17 protein-coding genes and 2 pseudogenes are annotated in these 18,511 nt (G+C 28.8%); 4 read left to right on the forward strand and 15 right to left on the reverse strand.

Translation table 11 applies throughout. From position 1 onward, the window contains the following. Positions 1 to 20: 20 nt before the first annotated feature. From AABL87_RS12900 to AABL87_RS12925, 6 genes are all read right to left on the reverse strand, one after another. Complete coding sequence (locus AABL87_RS12900) at positions 21 to 1,493, reverse strand: MauE/DoxX family redox-associated membrane protein (protein WP_341277460.1); 1,473 nt, start codon at positions 1,491 to 1,493, stop codon at positions 21 to 23. 577 nt (positions 1,494 to 2,070) lie between these two features. Continuing rightward, entirely contained in the window at positions 2,071 to 2,547 is a 477-nt protein-coding gene (locus tag AABL87_RS12905; RefSeq protein WP_286382431.1) for a hypothetical protein, read from the reverse strand. A gap of 116 nt (positions 2,548 to 2,663) precedes the next feature. Next, positions 2,664 to 3,119, reverse strand: coding sequence for a hypothetical protein (locus AABL87_RS12910; RefSeq protein WP_235811662.1), 456 nt, complete (start codon positions 3,117 to 3,119; stop codon positions 2,664 to 2,666). 69 nt (positions 3,120 to 3,188) lie between these two features. Next, on the reverse strand, positions 3,189 to 3,677 hold the full coding sequence (locus tag AABL87_RS12915; protein ID WP_341277461.1) for a hypothetical protein: 489 nt from the start codon (positions 3,675 to 3,677) through the stop codon (positions 3,189 to 3,191). A 134-nt stretch (positions 3,678 to 3,811) separates the two neighbouring features. After that, positions 3,812 to 4,285 carry a hypothetical protein gene (locus AABL87_RS12920; RefSeq protein WP_286382430.1) on the reverse strand — a complete coding sequence of 158 codons (474 nt, stop codon included), beginning with the start codon at positions 4,283 to 4,285 and terminating at the stop codon, positions 3,812 to 3,814. 36 nt (positions 4,286 to 4,321) lie between these two features. Continuing rightward, the gene (locus tag AABL87_RS12925) at positions 4,322 to 4,678 is read right to left on the reverse strand and encodes a hypothetical protein (protein ID WP_059051129.1); all 357 of its coding nucleotides are present in this window, start codon (positions 4,676 to 4,678) and stop codon (positions 4,322 to 4,324) included. Positions 4,679 to 5,565: 887 nt separating this feature from the next. Between AABL87_RS12925 and AABL87_RS12930 the strand changes: the two genes are divergently transcribed. Beyond that, positions 5,566 to 5,703 (forward strand): hypothetical protein, encoded by a 138-nt coding sequence (locus AABL87_RS12930; RefSeq protein ID WP_162264448.1) that lies wholly within the window; start codon positions 5,566 to 5,568, stop codon positions 5,701 to 5,703. 95 nt (positions 5,704 to 5,798) lie between these two features. Further along, positions 5,799 to 5,984 (forward strand): cold-shock protein, encoded by a 186-nt coding sequence (locus AABL87_RS12935; RefSeq protein ID WP_041892443.1) that lies wholly within the window; start codon positions 5,799 to 5,801, stop codon positions 5,982 to 5,984. Positions 5,985 to 6,292: 308 nt separating this feature from the next. Here AABL87_RS12935 and AABL87_RS12940 read toward each other — a convergent pair whose 3' ends face one another. The 5 genes from AABL87_RS12940 to AABL87_RS12960 all read right to left on the reverse strand — a co-directional run bounded on the left by AABL87_RS12940 (position 6,293) and on the right by AABL87_RS12960 (position 10,576). Next, on the reverse strand, positions 6,293 to 7,108 hold the full coding sequence (locus AABL87_RS12940) for a hypothetical protein (protein ID WP_016649211.1): 816 nt from the start codon (positions 7,106 to 7,108) through the stop codon (positions 6,293 to 6,295). A 1-nt stretch (position 7,109) separates the two neighbouring features. Continuing rightward, positions 7,110 to 7,709: a hypothetical protein gene (locus tag AABL87_RS12945; RefSeq protein WP_016649210.1), complete on the reverse strand. Its 600-nt coding sequence runs from the start codon at positions 7,707 to 7,709 to the stop codon at positions 7,110 to 7,112. A 496-nt stretch (positions 7,710 to 8,205) separates the two neighbouring features. Beyond that, positions 8,206 to 8,886, reverse strand: coding sequence for a response regulator transcription factor (locus tag AABL87_RS12950; protein ID WP_286382424.1), 681 nt, complete (start codon positions 8,884 to 8,886; stop codon positions 8,206 to 8,208). After that, positions 8,849 to 9,634: a sensor histidine kinase gene (locus AABL87_RS12955; RefSeq protein ID WP_071307516.1), complete on the reverse strand. Its 786-nt coding sequence runs from the start codon at positions 9,632 to 9,634 to the stop codon at positions 8,849 to 8,851. Before AABL87_RS12955 ends, AABL87_RS12950 begins: the two co-directional genes overlap by 38 nt. Before the next feature lie 630 nt (positions 9,635 to 10,264). Then, positions 10,265 to 10,576, reverse strand: coding sequence for a hypothetical protein (locus AABL87_RS12960; RefSeq protein ID WP_006258099.1), 312 nt, complete (start codon positions 10,574 to 10,576; stop codon positions 10,265 to 10,267). Between the two features lie 195 nt (positions 10,577 to 10,771). Here AABL87_RS12960 and AABL87_RS12965 point away from each other — a divergent pair, with 195 nt between their 5' ends. Together AABL87_RS12965 and AABL87_RS12970 are read left to right on the forward strand one after the other, a co-directional pair. Next, positions 10,772 to 11,623 (forward strand): RteC domain-containing protein, encoded by an 852-nt coding sequence (locus AABL87_RS12965; protein ID WP_006258100.1) that lies wholly within the window; start codon positions 10,772 to 10,774, stop codon positions 11,621 to 11,623. A 1,075-nt stretch (positions 11,624 to 12,698) separates the two neighbouring features. Next, positions 12,699 to 13,580, forward strand: coding sequence for an AraC family transcriptional regulator (locus AABL87_RS12970; protein WP_071307517.1), 882 nt, complete (start codon positions 12,699 to 12,701; stop codon positions 13,578 to 13,580). A 440-nt stretch (positions 13,581 to 14,020) separates the two neighbouring features. Here AABL87_RS12970 and AABL87_RS12975 read toward each other — a convergent pair. The 4 genes and pseudogenes from AABL87_RS12975 to AABL87_RS12990 form a co-directional block, all read right to left on the reverse strand. After that, positions 14,021 to 14,209: pseudogene (locus tag AABL87_RS12975) on the reverse strand (transposase); the annotation flags it as partial. Positions 14,210 to 14,282: 73 nt separating this feature from the next. Continuing rightward, positions 14,283 to 14,411, reverse strand: coding sequence for a hypothetical protein (locus AABL87_RS12980; protein WP_341277462.1), 129 nt, complete (start codon positions 14,409 to 14,411; stop codon positions 14,283 to 14,285). A gap of 317 nt (positions 14,412 to 14,728) precedes the next feature. Then, positions 14,729 to 17,140, reverse strand: a complete 2,412-nt coding sequence (locus AABL87_RS12985; RefSeq protein ID WP_341277463.1) for a hypothetical protein — start codon at positions 17,138 to 17,140, stop codon at positions 14,729 to 14,731. A 19-nt stretch (positions 17,141 to 17,159) separates the two neighbouring features. After that, a pseudogene (locus tag AABL87_RS12990) lies at positions 17,160 to 18,511 on the reverse strand (bZIP transcription factor); the annotation flags it as partial.

The following is an 18,511-nucleotide window of genomic DNA, read 5'->3' on the forward strand; positions in this document are numbered from 1 at the left end:
TTTAAAGATCAAGCTAAACTTTAATCAAACTTGTCTGTCAGGGATTTGGCCAGTCTATAACGCACAAGTTTTTGATCAAATAGACCATATATGTAATGATCTGTAACAATTAAATCAGATAGCTTCTCTTGCCCTAGGTGATAGATATAAAAGCTTGCGATATAACTGTCTTTTACAAAGTCGTAGATGTCAACAATACTAGCTTGTCTCCAGATTGCCTTAGACTCATTTTGTCCAAGAGAGTTTGATACAATAAACAGCAGATTGTTTTTAACTACTACTTTTTTATTTATAGGGCTAACAGGAGTTGTCATCTTGTTTTCTCCTGAGGCTAATTTTGCTGCGGTTATATGAAGTGATTTTGTAGTATCTATTGTGTTTTGCCTTTTTAATAATTCTAAAGCAGAACTTGTCAGTACGTACTGGTTTTTATAAAAGTAAGTATAGATTAAAGTTTTGTTTTGTTTACTTAGGCTAAAACTCCCATCACTGTCAAAGACTCCATCGGAATCACTCTCCAATATACTAGCATCAATAAACGCTCTTGGGGTGTTTTCAGAATTAATAATTCCTAATACATTTTTGTAGTCCTGACTACTTTGACTTTTGATTGCAATAGATGTGGAATCAATTGCAATAAAATCGTTAAAGTAAGCTTCTTTAAAACTAAATATTTCTGTTTGTTTTATTTTCTCATTAGAGTTTAACTCTCCTTTATAAACAATTGGAATTGATCCATCTGCTAAGAAAAAATAAGGATAGACTGTTTTTAATCTTAAGTACCTATAAGGAAAATGTGTTGAATCTATTTTAATGAAGTAGTCTTGTCTTTGCAAAAGAGAATCCACACTAATAAATACAAGTGGAGATTTAGTATTACCTAAGTAAAGTTTGTCTTTGTAATATCCTGAGAAATAAAAAGTATTTACTTTTAAATCTAAAGTATCATCATGTACTACCCCATGAGGCAGGTATCTTCTTATAAAAGGATTTTCTTTTTTTATGATATGTTCTGAGGATAAAAAAACAAGTATAATAACACTACTACTTACAAGTGTGGTTGCGATAGATAAAAAATAGAATCGTTTTGGTTTATCTTCTTCAAAGAAAAGGGCAAGTAGAATTACAACACTTATTATTATATTAAACCATAAATGTTCATTCCAGCTTAACCTCTCAAGTACTCCTCCACATGAGCAGGGAATAAAATCACTGTAGTTTAGAATTAAGTAGATGTAAATGGAAAATGCAACCATTAAACCATAGCTTAGATAAAGAGCCGATAACTTTGTCTTTTCTAAGACAAGTAGCAAAGAGATACTTATCTCAACAATTATAACCATGTAGGCTATAGTGTTTGCATAAACGCTTAGAAGTGGGGACTGAGTGAGTTGTACTTTAAACTCTTCAAAGACAACAAGCTTACTTATTGCTGCGTAGACAAAAAGTAAAACAAGAAAATAACGAACAAATAAAATAAACTTAGTTTTCATAATGATTGCATTTTGGGAAAAACAAAGCTACAAATCACTATTTTTCAATTCAATACGTATTTCTACGTAGTGTGTCCTATTTTGGAACAGAATGTCTATATAAGCGGTTTTGTTTTATTGAAGTATTCGCATTGCACCTTTAGCTTAAGCTTGTTTAAAATAAACATCTTTCACTAAAACATTTTAAAAACACTAAATTCTGCAATAAAGTCAAAAATCATTAAAAACAGATTATTTTTTTATTTTTTTACTTTTTTAGCCATAAACAGCTAAATACAATATTAAAAATTTGAACATAACTTATCTTTTTCTATAATAAAACAACAATCACTCTGTTTTTTACTTTATTACAAGCACATATCTAACTCAAAACAAGTAAACTAAAGCTTTTAATATAAAAAATAATGGTTGAGTATCAAAGGTTGGTGAAATAAAAAGCCCTTAAACAGAGGCTATTTTGCTTTTGGATACTACATGTATATTCTGATGAAAGTACACTACTTATTACAGTAAATCAATGTTAAACTGATAAAATAAAAAAAGCCTGACTCAACCTTTTTATGCTTAGTACACACTTCTAATGAGAACTCCACTGATAATTAAAATTTACTTTGTAATACTTTATTGAGTTTTCTTTATTCAATTTTATATATAGGTTACTATATCTGAAATTTCTTTTATAAGAAAACATATTTTTCCAAAGTTCTTCTTGGTAATTTTCTTTATGAATTTGTCTATATTGTTCTTCAATATCAAGATTAAACTGATTTAAAGATATTACTTTATGATTTTTCGGTATTTCATCTAAGTTAACTTCTTGGATTAAGTCAAAATAGAAATTATCTGAACTATTTTTATATTGCCATTTTTCTTTATTTTTATTGAAAGAAAACCACTCGGTAGAACTATTTAGTAACTCTTTATCAGTATCTAAAACAAGATCCTCTCTTACTGTTATTTTTTGGCCATATAAAGGTTTGAAAGCAATTAGTATTAATAGCAGTAGTATAAATTTAAAGTAGTGTTTATTTACAAGTGGTTTTGTTTTTTGCATTTTTATATTCTTTTAAGTTGTATTCTAATGCTTTTTTAAAACAAGTAAAAGATTTACAGTAGTTTAGGATTCCAAAACTGTATTATAAGAGATAAGTCTATAAAATTAGGGTTATATTAATATGAGACGGATATGTAGTTAAATCTAACCTTGTATAGTTTCTCTGCGTTATCTGATTTTACTCTAACAAAAAGATTTGTAAAATTATAATTACCAAAATACATTCTGCCAAGATCTAAAAATTTTTTATTATAGATATTATTATAGTAGTAGTCTAACATAAACTTATCAAAATCATTTATAGAGTATTCTTTTGTAAAAGCATGAGTAGGTACTTCTTCAAGAAATGTAAATTCATAAGTGTCTAAACGAGCTCCTCCATCATTTGAAGGCAAAAAAATACTTGAGATTTTATTTTCTTCTTCTACTAGTATGTAGCTTTTGTCTTTAGTTATGCTTACAACAATTGTATCAGTAATATTAACTTGGGCTAATGAAAGATTAGCAATAAGACATAGGGTAATTGATAAAATATAGTTTCTCATATTATTGACATTCAATTGTTTTGTCATTCGTTCTATATATTCAGGTGGATGTTGTACAATAATAGGGGTTTTAATAATAATTAATTATATTAAGTACTAATCAAAACGCTTATTTAAATAGCCTTGAATATTATTATTTATTGTTCTATACAATTTAATATTGTTTTTATCTCTACTGTCTTTAATAATTACATTATCAAATGTAAATGCCCCTTGTAATATAGGAGGCAGGTTGTTGTTCTTTTGATATTCCATTAATTCTTGATATTTACAATCACTATAACTAATAAAAAGAAGAATATCCATTTCTTTATATTTTATATCAGTATCTAATGAACTTAGTTTTTCTACAATTTTAAAATCATATTGTATTCTAGTACTGTAATTAAAATGGTTTAAAGTTACTTTTGAAATCAGACTATTTTCCTCTTCTATAATTATTCTGACATAATTATAATTATTATTTTTATCGACATTAAGTCTAGTATTATTGTCTATATTCAGAATTATTGGATCTTTAATTTGAGCTATACTGCCTTGAAGTGTAAATAATAAAAGTATAATGTATTTGATATTTATTTGCATTCTATCTTGTTATTTAGTGATTTCTTTATAGTTGTCATTTAATTCTTTTGTGAAGCAAGTAAAAGAGTTCTTACAGTAAAGGTTTCACAACCATGCTATAAAAGATAAACTCCAATTAAAAGGCATATTTTTAATTACGCAATCTTCCACTCATATCGTATCGACACCTTATAATATCGTTCTTCAGTATCTTTAACCTTTAAATATAAGTTTTTATAAATCATAGTCTCTATATGCGTTCCTCCAAAATATGGAGGTTCTGGTTTTTTCCCATTAAGTTTCTCATATCTAGATATAGAATCATCAATAAAAGAATCAAGAGCAATAATTTTATAATCAGATGGAATATCTTCTAATTTTATTTCTTTAATTACTTTAAAAATAAATACATCATGCTGGTTTAGCTCTATGATCCATTCATTTGCCTTCTTATTAAACAGAACAGGCTGTGCAATTTTATCTTTATTTTTAAGCTGTGTCGCATCCACTAAAATAACATCTTTAATCTGGTTGTTTTGACCAAAAGCCAGCAGACAAGTAAGCAAAGTAAAAACTAAGAGTGTTATCTTTTTAAAGCTTTTACTTACAAGTGGTTTTGTTGTTTTCATCTGTGTAATGTTTATTTCTAATTGTTGATTTTCTCCTTACTCATTTAGAAATTCAATATACTGACCTTCAAAAGAAAAATGCTCTATCTCTCCATTACTTTTCTTGACAATACACTTATTTGAGTTCTCCATTTTTATAATACTATCCCCCACTACAGCATAGCTTCCAATGATAGTAGTGGGATATACATTGATTAATTTATCATCTTGAATTCTAATTTTTAAAAAGGTATGAGGTAGTTTTTCACGAGGATTAAATTTCTCTACAACTACTCCATTAAACCCTGTAGTGTAATTGCTTAGTACTTTTTCTTCTTGTTGCAAATTAGTATAATAACCAATAACAAAAAGATTCAACGCTATTATAAGCCCTATTATAATTTTATTTTTCATCAAGTGTCTTCTATGATCTATGATTCTACTAAAGAATGCATTATCGTAAGCAAAATAACGCTTTTGATTTTAAAAATAATTGGTTTTAGAAAAGTACTTTTCCAAAACCAATTATAACGTTCTTATTGTTTATAGGTAAAGTATATTTAGGTAAAATAATGAAAATTATTTTTTTATTACAAATAATATACTTACATTTGCCGATGTAAATATGAATAGGCGAAATTTTTAATCAAAATAATAGCTTATTATGTATTTTAGTAGTTCTACACTATATTAAGAATTTATTACTCTTTAAACTTCAGTATAAAATAAATTCTATTATTTAATAGCACTTTTAAAAAAATCATTTTTTTATTTTTTAAAGCAAAATTTCATGTACTCAAAACATGGTTATCTTTTATACAACACCTCTACTGTATTAAAGTAAATAAAAAAATAGACATTGTATGATTTTAAATATTTATCCTCTTTTAATAAAAGTAATTGATGATTTAAATAAGTTGTTCTTTTTCAATTTAATCAACATCTTTTAAAGTATCTAAAAAATACTCCTTCTATATAATAGGAATAAAAAAACAACCATTTATTAGGTGTTTTTATGTCTTACAACTTATAAAAGACTTAAATCTAACCACTAATATTATTTTTAACAAACATATTAAAAAGTTAGATAGTTAATACTTTATTTATAATATTGAGTTTAGATTACACAACGCATTTAAGAAGATTATATCTAACTAAAGTAAGTAATACAAATCCAGTTAATAGAATAAATATTTACACAAAAAGATTCATTTAGTTATACTAAATAGCCAAAGTATCTTATTATAAAAAACAAATAGGTTATGAATTTCACAAAGAATTTCAAGCCAATAACAATATATATGAATAGAATAGAAATACAACACCAAGATCATAGAAATGATCTTACCTTAGAAGAAATGATTATATCAAAAAGTATGAATGGATGGATATTACAACTATACCTTCAACTATTTAAAAAAAAGCCTTCTAGTTTATAAATTAAGAGGGCTATAAAATAAATTATCTAAGATAAAATCCCTAGGTAAATACTTTATTAGGGGACAATTAAAATATTAAATTAATAATTAAGATTATGCAAGAAGGTACAGTAAAATTTTTCAATGAAACAAAAGGATTCGGATTTATAACAAATGGAAATGAAGATATTTTTGTTCACGCTACAGGTTTAGAAGATGACATTAGACAAGGTGATAATGTAACATATAACGTAGAGAAAGGACAAAAAGGTTTCAATGCCGTAAATGTAAAAAGAGCATAGTATTAGAAGTAATTTTCACATCTAAGTTCGCTTTAAATTTGCAAATATTAGTGTTTTTAAACACATCATTAGTAATAATTGATGTGTTTTTTGTTTTTAAAAAATAATTGGTTTTAGAAAAACACTTTTTCCAAAACCAATTATAACAATCTTATAACAATCTTATAACAATCTTATAACAATCTTATAATAATAAAAATTAATACCTAAAACCACCTCTCCAATCTAAAAAGGTAAATACCTTAGAATATCAACATTGAGTTTACCTTAAAATAATCTTCTTTTTTAAAGGCTACATTGTAGCTTACTTAATAAAGCTTTATAGTAATGATATAATAACCATACTCTGTGTTTTTATCACCAACAGGACAAATAAACAAGTAACTATCTCTTGATACTTGATAATAAGTAACCAAAGATTGCAAGGGTATATTAATAGGGGTAGCTGTTTTTAAAAATGTTTCCAGGTTATCTACCACTAAGGTTTTATTTTGAAACTCTTTATCATGAAGTTTGAAGAACTTTTCAATGCCTTCTAACAATCTACCTACTATAAAAATCCCAGGTACTATAGGGTAATTATCAAAGTGACCTTTACAATGCTCTATGGTAAATGCTGGAATATCAATACTAAAATGCGCTGGCTTACCTAAATCAATTTCCACTTCTTGATATACTAGGTCATTTTTAACAGGGATCCTCTGGGTATAAAAACCACTGAAAACTTGCTGAAAAGCATTCTGATTAAAAATTACATATTCCAGCTCAGAGGTATAAACCAATTGTGACTGATTATCAAAAATATCTAATAATACTTTGCCTTTTCGCTCTGAAAAACAAACAGTTCTAGCGCAGTATCTTAACTCTTGATCCATTGTTGTATTACTAATCTTTCTTATTCGAATTTTTTCAGCTAAAAAAAAGGTTTTCTCACAGACCCTCATATCCTGTAGCAATGATATACTGGCTAATGTTGCGGCAGTTTGTCCTATCTTTTTAAACTCCTTAAACTGATTTTCAGAGCTAGTTGTAGTATATTCTACACTAGATTGGTTTATAATTAATTTATCTAATTCAAACAGATACGGATACCCCTCTCCTATAGATTCATATATATGCTCCATACTATAAACTATTTTGTTTAAATATATAGGTACATGTTATATTTGAATGCTGATCATAAGAGCACTGAGGTACGTGAATTTCAATATGATTTAATCCAAGATAATCTTTAATTCCTTCCATAAAAGCAATTAAAGTAGGGAAGCTTAGATACTGATCGATTTTATAGAGTTTAGCCGCCCTGTGATAACGATCTGCTCCCTTTAGCTCAATAACTGCATAATCCGGGGTATAATCTTTAACTTGAAACTTAAACTCTGGGCTAGAGGTATAAATGGCAGAAATAGCCACTAAGATTAATGATCTACAATCACGAATCATATTAGGGTCCTTGTCTAGGGCTTGTTGTGCTTTTACTCTTCCTAGATCATAGAACAATGCCTCAGAATGTACCCTTATTTGATCTACCCCATGTCTTTGCCCAATTAATTGCAATTGCAAGGCATAGAACTGTGAGGTAATATTAGATAAATTAATGGCTAAATCTGATACAGATCCTGGAAGATACAAATCCACTAGTCTTTCTTTGATTTCTTGTGAAGGATACTGATCACTCCCTCTTAATAAGTTCAATTCTGAAAATAAGGTGTTTTGTTGTTTCATAATACAATTAAATTTAAAAAATATTTAGTTTTAAATTTAATAATAAATATTGTAAAAATCATAACTAATTAAAAAAACATTTATTATTAAAACAAAAACAAATTTCAAGAAAAAACACACACTTATAATCTAAAAAACCAAATAACATCAAAAAAACAAAGCAATTAAAAATAAAATAACTTATATCCAACCCTTATACAAAAAAGTAAAAAACTGTGTTTTTTATATATTTAAAACAAAAAACACTAAATATTGAGATTTTACGCTATTTAAACAAACTCACCTACCTTAGGCTAAATTTTAAAAAACAGCTAACTTTTTTAAGAAGATATGATAGTTTTAAAACCTATCCCCCTTAGACCTTAAAATAAGAGAACTAGAAAAGAACATCTCTTTTATTACCAACAGACTCAAGCTTGTTTTTTTTATTATAATGTGATTTAAAAGCAATCAATTACAGCTTTTTTACATAGACTAGTTAGTTTTTTTTTATAATTCATTTTCTTTTAGAGGTTTTATAACTGTTTATAAAATCCTGTTTTTTAATATAATGCATTGAAATTGCATATAAAACAACACCTGTAAAATTATAAGATCCTGTTTTTTCAAGTAAACCTTCTTTGTGTTTTTCAACTGTCCTACAACTAATATGTAAGCTATCAGCTATTTCAGAGGAGCTAAGCTGTCTAGCGCTAAGAGTTATAATTTCTAATTCTCTTTGGGAGAAAACACATGTGGTGTTTTCTATATCAAAGCTAAGTTTTATTAGAACCTTTCTAACCCTTTTACCAAAATACTCTAATGATTTGTTAACTGTTAAAATAGCTTTTTCAATATCCTTAGATTTGGCTTTTTTACTTAAGTATCCTGAGATATTAAACTTAAGCATTCTAGCGATACTATGATGATCATAAAAGCTAGAAAGTATAATTACCTTTAAAGAAGGATAAGTTTTATTTAACTCTGCCACTGTTTGATAACCATCCATTTTAGGCATCTGAATATCTAAAAACACAATATCAACCTCTATTGTCTTTAAGCCTTGTAATAATTTTAACCCATTAGAACTTTTTAAGACCACCTCTACAGAGCTAATCCTAGATATGATCAATTCAAAACCATCTCGAAAGACTGTGTGATCATCCACTATTGCTACTTTTATTATTTTGCTTTGCATAATAAATACCTATTGCATTTGAATTCTCTTCTCTTATATGCCTAAAATCAGCATTAATTTGTTTTAATCTAGCATGTATATTACTAAGACCTATACCTTTTTGGGCGTTATCACTTTTTATATCAGAATCATAGCCTATTCCATTATCACTAATTAATAAGATAAGTTTACCCTTATCCCAAAGAAGTCTTAAACTTACCTTACTAGCCCCGCTGTGCTTTATGATGTTTTGTATCAGCTCTTGAACTACTCTATAAAAAGTTAGTTTTACATTTTGATCTAACTCAAAACTAACTGGCTCATAGTGATAACTAAACTCAATACTACTTGTCTTGTTAATTCGGCCTATATAATCAGATAAAATACACTCTAAAGGATTATCCTCAATATAAGGTGGAGATAAATGATAACTCAGCTCTTGAAGCTGCTTATAAGTGTTTAAAGTTATTTTCTTTATCTGTTTTAAGGCATCTTTTTTTGTCTTTTTATCTTGATAGAGTTTTATTATCTGTAGATAACTTAACACACATGCCAACTCGTTACACACCCCATCGTGAAGTTCTCTTGAGATGCGAGCTCTTTCCTTGTGCTCAGCTTCTAAAATAATACTAAGTCGGTTGTTTAAAAGTTTGATTTGATACTCCTTAAGATTTTTCTGATATAATATCACAATAGCTATAACCACACCACACAAAGCAGTGGCCGAGATTGTGGCCAGCCAAAAGATAAGCGTTATTTTATTTTCCATATTCCAATAGATATTACAATTCTAAGGGTTAAGCTCCCTAGAATATTAATTAACCAATAATCTAAAAAATATAATTTGTTATCCACTCTATAACTACACAACACAAACAAAGGTATAGTCACACTATAATAAACAAAAAGGCCTATTACCATATAAAAATCAGCCCTTTTAAAGAGTCTTAGACTTGTTTTTTGAATAAAATTCTGATTAATTACAATAAAACTAGAAACAATCACAAAAATCATCACAAAGACCTTATTTATAGTTTTTGATACCAGAAAATGATGGTTTGTTAAAAAGCGGAATGAAAACAGATAAACTATTACAAAAAGACCTAAAGACAGGTAAAAGTAAGCCTTTGGTTTTCTATTTAATAAGTTTATAAAAAGGTAAAACAGAGCTATAAACTCTAAAAGGGAATAAACTTGGAACCATGCAAGAACATTAATCTTTAAAATAAGACTTGCTATTGTCTCGTACAAAGAAGCAATAAAAAACAATAAAACAATTCCCAAATAAGCTTTATCACAATTAATACCCTTTCGCCTTTTATACAAGTAAAGACAAAAGGGTATAATTCCAAACAATAAAGTTAATACTATTACCCCCATTGATACATAAAGCTTGCTTTTATCCCAAAGTATTATCATACGAACAAGCAGGAGGACAAGTGATTAATTCCTCTAGGATAATTCCATCGCTAATATCCTGCCCTTTTTGATCTACTCCTACTAAAACCATATTGGTTAAAGCGGTTTGTTTATTGAGCCCTGGATAGATACGCATACCTATACAATTGGTTTGACTCAAAAGCGCTTGTAGTTTATCTATCCCTACATAATAGCTATTTATCGCATCTGGATACTGAGCTTTAAACTCAGTGATATACTCAATAGCTTTTTGTTTTGTAATCACTTGACCACTTTGATTTGAAATTTTCATAAAAATACTGATTTATAATTAATCCATAAAGTTTAATACTTTAAACTATAAAGTCAATACGTATTTTTACGTAATTATACGTATAAATACGTATTGATTAAGATTAATATTTTTACTTATTTAGCACAGTTATCCAAAAACCAACATTTATGATAAATCTAAAAACAAAACCAACCTTAATAAAAATTACAACTCATGAATCAAACAACAACAACAAAAAATGCCCTTAGTCAGATTATCAAAAAAGAAGCTGAACTAGGGGCATTAGAATCTGTTTCTATTTCAAGTACATTAGAAATGATCGAGTTTTTAAAAGCTGTTTTAAAACAAATCAAAAAACAAGTTCTTCTTTATGGTTTTACCAGTCAAGAGCAAGAAATTGATTTTTTTAAAAACATTAAACCTTTAATTCTTGGAAAGCTTATCTTCTACAATAAATTATACGGTTTTAAGTGCGAGTCTCCAAGTGATATAGTATCTGCTAAGATATACTTTCAAGAAAAACTAAAACAACTCCACAGTGAATATAAAAAATACCACCTATATAGTGATATCTATAAATATTATAAAACAAAGGCTTCACATAGAGATATAGAATACTTTACAACAGGGCACATAAATAAAACACATCTGGTAAATAGTTTTAGTTTTGAAATAAACCCTAAATTCTCAACCTTTTATGATTATAAAATAGCACGTATTATAACCTATGAACTTCTAAGTGCGTATTTAAACAATAAAACAACCTCTTACAATTCCCTTATAGGTACAGCCACCCAAAACGCTATAACCTGGTCTGAATCAAATAGCGCATTAATAGAACTAATATATGCCTTGTATGTGACAAAATCTGTAAATCATGGTAAGGTTAAAATAAAAAAACTATCAAAAGCTTTAGGGCAAGTTTTCCAAATTAATATCTCAGATAATATTCACCACACCTTTCACCGCATGAAAACAAGAAGTTATTCAAGGACTATGTTTCTAGATAAACTAAAACAGTCTCTTGAGGATTACATGGATCAAGATCAGCCATACAAAGGTTAAAAAAAGCAAAGTGGGGCTAGTCTTTATAAGATAGCCCCACTTTAAATTCTGTTAATATCTAATAAAATATTAGATGTTTTTATTGTAGCATACAATCATACCTAACTATAGGTAATATCTGCAAATACTGAGTTAGTGTTATAAACTTGTTTTAATCTTTGTTTCTCTTGCTCTATAGAGATTAATGACTCGCAACCGGTTTGTTCATAAACCAACTCTGAAGCTTTCCAAACCTTTTTTGTATATTTAAAGGTTCTTTGACTTATACTAACTTCTTGCTTATTTTTATGATCAATAAAGTAACTATTGTAAAGCATTACAAAGCAAGTGCATTAAAACAAGCAAAAAATGTAAAAATGTAGGAATTAAGTCAGCAACATTTAGTTATTGGGTAATTAAGTATAAAACAGAATCAACACAATCCTAATATAATAATTTTATAAGTCTAACAAAGAATCAGTTAACTAGCATTCAAGGATATGAAATGCTCTATCCTAGTGATTTAAGCTACAAGTATATACAGATAATCTAAGTGAAATCGATTTCTCAGTAAACCTTGTTTGATATTTAACCTTAGTAGTTTGCATCAATTTAATTTATCTTAATCACCCTGCGATATAGATAAAAGTTTTTATTCTCTATTTGGCATTATTTAAAACAAGCTTAATCAAACGTTAATGGGCGTGTACTTGTTTTTATCAACCAGAGTAATCAAATAAAGCTTTTACATTGAAAAAAAGGGATTTATGCTGTATTTATTACAAGCTATTATAATTTATATTTTTTGCAAACTGAAAAAAAACATTTCGGATCTACATACTTATAACTACAAAAAGTTAATCTCAAACACTGTACAATAATATTTAGATCTCACAAAAAACTCTTACTCAGGGGTAGATAGGTATATTTAAAGACTCTATCTCAAATTACTCTTTTATTTGTGGGGATATACATATTACTTTCGTTAAAATATAAGATTGTATAGCTAATTTTCTTTTCTTTTGTACAAAGAAAATAATGACTAATATTACTCATTATTGAGATTACTCTAAAACAAACACTACTGTTTTTACTTATGAATAAGTTACCTTTGGAACCTTTTCTTCACCGATTTAATAATAGATTATACATCAACTGCAAAGATGTTAATAAATTAGTACAAATTAGGGATCAACACTTGTTTTATCCTCATAAATTAACTTTTTTTTGTATTCATCTGTTTTTGGAAGGACAAGGAACATATTATTTAGATTCTGTTTCAATTGATGTCGCTCCTAAACGAGTTTTAATAGTCTCAAAGAATCAGGTAGAGCAATATTGTCAGCCTATAAATTATAAGTCTGAGATTTTGATGTTTACTGAAGAATTCTTTTGTATTGATGAGCTACATTTTCAGTTTTTCTATAATACAAAACTTTTTGATTTAACTGATCATTTACAGTCAATTGATATAAGTGGGCAGTATGAAGAATTAACTTTATTATTTACACTTATCAAAAAAGAGTTAAACAAAAGTTTTTACCCTAAACAGCAATATATTTTAAATAATTACCTTTTCAATACATTACTAATTTTAGAAAATGCTATTGATAAATCTACTACTCAACAGCTAAATATTTCACACGATAAGTTAATTGTATCTAATTTCAAACATTTAGTTAATAATAAGATAGATAAAAGTATGACTGTAAAAATGTATGCCTCTGAATTAAAACTAAGTGTTCGATCAATTGAATATGCATTTAAAAAAACTGATAATATCACTCCTTATGCCTGGGTATCAGAAAGAATGATTATGGAAATTAAGAGATTGTTATTATATAAAGATTTACACATAAATGAAATATCATTTAAACTAAAATTTAAAGAAGCTAATCATCTAACAGTATTTTTTAAAAGAAAAACAGGTCTAACTCCTTTGCAATTCAGAAATAAATATAAAGAGAATGGTGATTAACGCAGTTTTTATTCGTTTTTATATAAGCTTGAATAAGAGTTCAAGAATTAGCTTTGCATTGTTGTTAAAGCAGTAAATGCAGGAAGCGATAAAGTTATTATTTTTAATTTACATGTTTTAATGAAGAGAATAAGCCATTATTAATTCTCAATTTAATCTTTGTTACTAGATTTAAAAAAGTAACAACAAAACTCACACTTTAATTAATCTTTGTTGCTAGATTTAAAAGAAGTATCAAAACTCACACTTTTTTCAAGTAGCTCATAAATGAGCTAATAAACAACAATTGATTTTAGAGGCTTCTAAATAGGAGCCTCTTTTTTGAATCAAGCTCAAGAGTTGTGGATATGTATTTTTCCTATAATACAGTGTTTACTTTTGTTTTAAAGCCTAAAAGTGATCTCCCATATTGATTGATTTTCTTAAATACCTGAGTTCGATTATAACAAGGCTAATTGATTAGTTTTTACTTTCTCATATCTTATGGCAAGTTTCTTAGGCAAGAAATGATATGTAATAATTCCAGCGATAAGGTTAGTAAAGAAATTAATAGGCGATCTATGTCTAGAGTGTTCTACCTGACATACATTTTTTAATTCATCGTTAACAGTTTCAATTACTGATCTTTTTATCATCTGGACACTAAACTTTCGAGCAAAACAAAATAATACTCTTTAAAGAGCTCATAGGATCTTTTTTATTCTAATAACTTACCGCTGATTTAGATTCTGCTATACTTAAACCTAAATAATTTAAGTTTCCAATAGCAGAGCGAAGTCCATTACTAATATCAAGAACATATTTACTTCGAGCAAAATAGCAAAATAACATAGAGATTAAATGACTCCAACTATCAAAGCCCTTGTTATATTTATCTGTTTACTTTTCCTTTACGATTTTCTTAAACTTTGAAGGATTTAGTTTTTGGATTATTTGAGAAAATAAAGTTACATTTGTCATAGAGAGTGTTTTTTGGTGTGCAACTCAAATATAATTTGAGATTCTTAATTCACTCTTTTTTTTTGCTTTTTTTTTAACGTTTAGGACACTATTGGTGATAGAACTAAAAAATCAAGATGACTTCAATATAAAAAAATAAGCTTGAATTAATCAAGCTTATTTTTTTCAATTATTATTCATTGCATTCGCTATGGAACTATATAATCTACATTTGTATTTTCTTGTACATATTGGATAGCCCAAGTCATAATATTAGCGTATAAAATACTATTATAAACCAAAGTACCTCCATTATATGCTTTTGAGATTGGCAATCCTCCTGCTGTCATAGCAGCTGGCCAAATAGTTGTTGAATTATTATTAGCATCACCAGAGGTCCATCCAGAATCACCAACATAAATATATCCTAATGTATTGTGCTTAATCACCCAAGAACGAGAAGTATTACCTTGTTGATGAGCAAAACTAGTATATTCATTCGAAAAACCTGTCACGTAATAAGAATTATTTACATCACTTCCACCTGCTTTACCTCGGATGTCTCCAAAAGGTCCATTTAGCAATATATTATCTATATTTAAAATTGGATTGATATAAGTAGTTCCAGTACCTGATACATTAGTAGTTGCAGAGTTTGCTATTGCATTAATTAAATCCCTAGCCCCTGTAGCATCATTCTCTTGAGAGTGAATCAATACCCCTTTCTTATTTTTAACAAAGTCTTCTAAAATGGCAATTGATGCTGCAGATGGTTGGTAATTATAACCAATAACAATTACGTCAATTTTATTATTATTGATGTTATTTCTCAATGTAGCTCCTTGTCCTGTACCTCCATTAAAAATCGTAATACCATCTACTTGAACTTTTCCTGTAGGTCCAAAATTCGCAGGTGATTGTAATATAGCCCTTGTACTTTGCGTATTACTAGCCGTTCCAGGTTGATAGGTACCACCTCCTAATCCAAGGACATTTATTTTGCGATAAACAAACTCTACATTTTTGTTACATGTATTACTTCCTAAACTACTATTTGAACTAATTGTAAATCGATGAGTACCTCCTGTTAGACCTGTACCTGAAGCTTGTAGTGTTACATCTTGTGTACCGGTCAAAGTAAATGTACCGCTTGCCGCGAATGTCACACCATTTACTGTATTAGTAGATATAGTATAAGCACCTGGATATTGAACGTTTACACTTAATGTCATTGTATTCGTAGCATTCATTGCTATATTAGGAGCATACGTTCCATTTACCACTATAGTAGAACAAGTTAAACTATAAGCTACAGGTTGTCTTGTTACTGTAATATCAAATCCACAAGTAGCAACCATACCTGGGGATGCATCTAAAGTAAAGGTATTTACACCTGGGGTTGTCGGTGTTCCAACAGCTGTTAATACAACATCCCTGTCACCTAGTGTATCAAAAGAAAGTGGTCCAGAAGTGAAGTAAATACCACCTACAGTATTTGTACGAATTGTGGTTTCACCAGTAGCTTGTACATTAGCCTTTATCGTTACTGTATTAGAAGCTGTCATAGCTTCATCTTGTTTATACACCCCAGCAACAATTGCTTGAGAACAATCTACGGTATACTTAATAGCTTGTACTACAACTTGAATACCAGTACAACTAGCACCATCATCAGAATTTGAAGTCAAATTAAATGAATTAGAGCCTGAAGCTATTGGTGTCCCATTTCCCAATAATTCTATGGTTTGAGGACCTCCAATTTGCGTAAATGTCCCAGATCCTCTAAATGAATAACCATTGACTGTATTAGTTGATATACTCCAATATCCTACTGATTGCACGTCAACCTCTAAAACAATCTTATTATTCCCATCTAACGATCTACCGATCATATAGTCACCTTGAACTATTGCACCATTACAATCTATTTTATAACTAACACTTGCTTTATCAACAAAAACATACTTACTAACACATGTACTAGGCTTATTGTTCAATGAAATAGTCAATAAATCTCCATTCTCCCCAACATTATAGCCCACATTAGGAGTTCCTACTCCTTCTGCAATCAAAGTATATGTTCCTGAGGTTGGAAAAGTTCCTTTAGTAGAAAAATAATAACCATTATTTGTTGTAACTAAAACATCATAGGTTCCTGCTTGTGTTACTGTTACAGGTATAGTCAAATAATTCGAAGGTTTCAAATATTCTCCTTGTTTAAATGTACCATTTACCGTTATCTCTGAACATTGTATTGAACTAATTTCAAATACAGCTGGAGGCGGCGTACCACATAAACTCAACCAGGTGTCTTGTACTTCACTCCAATAGTTAAAACATCCTGTTGTTTTATTGTAAATCAATAAACCATCTGTTCTATTGACAACTGCAATTGCATCTCTTTGTTGTGTGGTCAATCTTGGAGTTAAAAATCCCTTATTAACACTTTCTAATTCAAGTATTACTCCCAAACCAGGCACAGTAGCAGATCCAGAAATAGTACCATCTTTAATTTTTGTCATATTAGTTTGGCCCATACTTGAAAAGACACCTAAAAAAAGGATCAATAGTAATGAAATTATATCTTTCATCCCCTTGTATATCATATTATTATAACGCATAATTAATAATTTTAAAAAGTTAATTTTTATGTATGAAATCTAAAAGCATTTTCTCTAATTGCTCTACTTTTTGTTGAACATTTTGATTAACTTGTTCTAATTGTTCTACTTTTTGCTGAACACTTTGATTAACTTGCTCTAATTCTTTAATTCTAGACTCCTTTTTCTCTAATTCTTTATTTTGCTCAATAATATGCAAATACAATTCTTCTGTTTTTTCTAAAAGTTGAATTGATAATTCTGAAACATTAAAAGAATAGCCGTCCTCTGATTTACTCAATTCATGAATAGGCGTTATCCCAGGTAAGTGACGATTTTCTTTAATAAAATCTTCAACAGCATCTAAACCTTTAAAATTATAATCATATTTTAAAGATGAATACCCATCAAAATACTTTTCAAATACATAATCTGCATAGTAACTATTTACAGCTGTGATACTTCCATTAACTCTTAACTTCTCATTAGGAGCGCCAGATGGTTCAGTAAACCCAATTCCAACCCATCCTTTAGTATAAATATCAGCTGTACTACTAGTAGCGACATTATGTGTTGAGGAATCTAACCAAGGGTGTTTATTAATTGATTCGATTTCAATCGTATGAATAATTCCATCCTCATCTGTATATAGTAAAGAATTGGTCGCTGCATCAAATTCCAACTTAGTTAACGATTCTCCATCACCAACTAAATCTGTCAATTTTAAGTTAGTAACTTCTCCTTTTTCATTTTTATAAGTTAATACATGCTCCATTGGATCATAAACCAAGGTAGTTACTGTCTCTGTTCCTTTCACTAATACTTTAATATCGATTGGATGTAAATCTCCCGCTTCATCTTTGTAGGTTAGCGTATAAATATCAACAATCTCTCCACTCTCCTCGCTCTCTTGCGTTACTATATTTTCAAGAGCCGTTAAGGTTTCATTAGACTTAACTAAAGCAGGAATATCTACTACTACTGGTACATTAGCTTCATTAGTATAGGTAAGAACTCCATTTGCATTTGCTAAGGTTGTTACTGTTTCATTAGCCTTAATGATTGTGGACATATCCAAGGTAACTGTATCTCCATCTTCATTGACATACGTAAAGGAATTTCCGTCATAGTGTACATTTCCTCCTACGTTTTTAATGATGTTATTGATGATTTCCTGTACATCGGTTTGGTTGATGATATCTTCAAAGTTATTGATCACATCAGCCTGAACATCAATTACTACAGCTACACCTGCTTCATTGGTATAAGTGTATTGTCCGTTGCCTGATGGGTCCTTAACTAAAGTAGTAATAGTTTCATTAGCCTTAATGATTGTGGACATATCCAAGGTAACTGTATCTCCATCTTCATTGACATACGTAAAGGAATTTC

The sequence above is a fragment of the Myroides sp. C4067 genome (assembly GCF_038039665.1).
GTDB lineage: Bacteria > Bacteroidota > Bacteroidia > Flavobacteriales > Flavobacteriaceae > Flavobacterium > Flavobacterium odoratimimum.

Coding starts and splice junctions, on each gene's coding strand:
- AABL87_RS12910 (WP_235811662.1), bottom strand. CDS start 3,119: ATGACAAAACAATTGAATGTCAATAATATGAGAAACTATATTTTATCA.
- AABL87_RS12960 (WP_006258099.1), bottom strand. CDS start 10,576: ATGAAAATTTCAAATCAAAGTGGTCAAGTGATTACAAAACAAAAAGCT.
- AABL87_RS12940 (WP_016649211.1), bottom strand. CDS start 7,108: ATGGAGCATATATATGAATCTATAGGAGAGGGGTATCCGTATCTGTTT.
- AABL87_RS12905 (WP_286382431.1), bottom strand. CDS start 2,547: ATGCAAAAAACAAAACCACTTGTAAATAAACACTACTTTAAATTTATA.
- AABL87_RS12965 (WP_006258100.1), top strand. CDS start 10,772: ATGAATCAAACAACAACAACAAAAAATGCCCTTAGTCAGATTATCAAA.
- AABL87_RS12955 (WP_071307516.1), bottom strand. CDS start 9,634: ATGGAAAATAAAATAACGCTTATCTTTTGGCTGGCCACAATCTCGGCC.
- AABL87_RS12920 (WP_286382430.1), bottom strand. CDS start 4,285: ATGAAAACAACAAAACCACTTGTAAGTAAAAGCTTTAAAAAGATAACA.
- AABL87_RS12900 (WP_341277460.1), bottom strand. CDS start 1,493: ATGAAAACTAAGTTTATTTTATTTGTTCGTTATTTTCTTGTTTTACTT.
- AABL87_RS12925 (WP_059051129.1), bottom strand. CDS start 4,678: ATGAAAAATAAAATTATAATAGGGCTTATAATAGCGTTGAATCTTTTT.
- AABL87_RS12970 (WP_071307517.1), top strand. CDS start 12,699: ATGAATAAGTTACCTTTGGAACCTTTTCTTCACCGATTTAATAATAGA.
- AABL87_RS12945 (WP_016649210.1), bottom strand. CDS start 7,709: ATGAAACAACAAAACACCTTATTTTCAGAATTGAACTTATTAAGAGGG.
- AABL87_RS12935 (WP_041892443.1), top strand. CDS start 5,799: ATGCAAGAAGGTACAGTAAAATTTTTCAATGAAACAAAAGGATTCGGA.
- AABL87_RS12950 (WP_286382424.1), bottom strand. CDS start 8,886: ATGCAAAGCAAAATAATAAAAGTAGCAATAGTGGATGATCACACAGTC.
- AABL87_RS12985 (WP_341277463.1), bottom strand. CDS start 17,140: ATGCGTTATAATAATATGATATACAAGGGGATGAAAGATATAATTTCA.
- AABL87_RS12915 (WP_341277461.1), bottom strand. CDS start 3,677: ATGCAAATAAATATCAAATACATTATACTTTTATTATTTACACTTCAA.
- AABL87_RS12930 (WP_162264448.1), top strand. CDS start 5,566: ATGAATAGAATAGAAATACAACACCAAGATCATAGAAATGATCTTACC.
- AABL87_RS12980 (WP_341277462.1), bottom strand. CDS start 14,411: ATGTTATTTTGCTATTTTGCTCGAAGTAAATATGTTCTTGATATTAGT.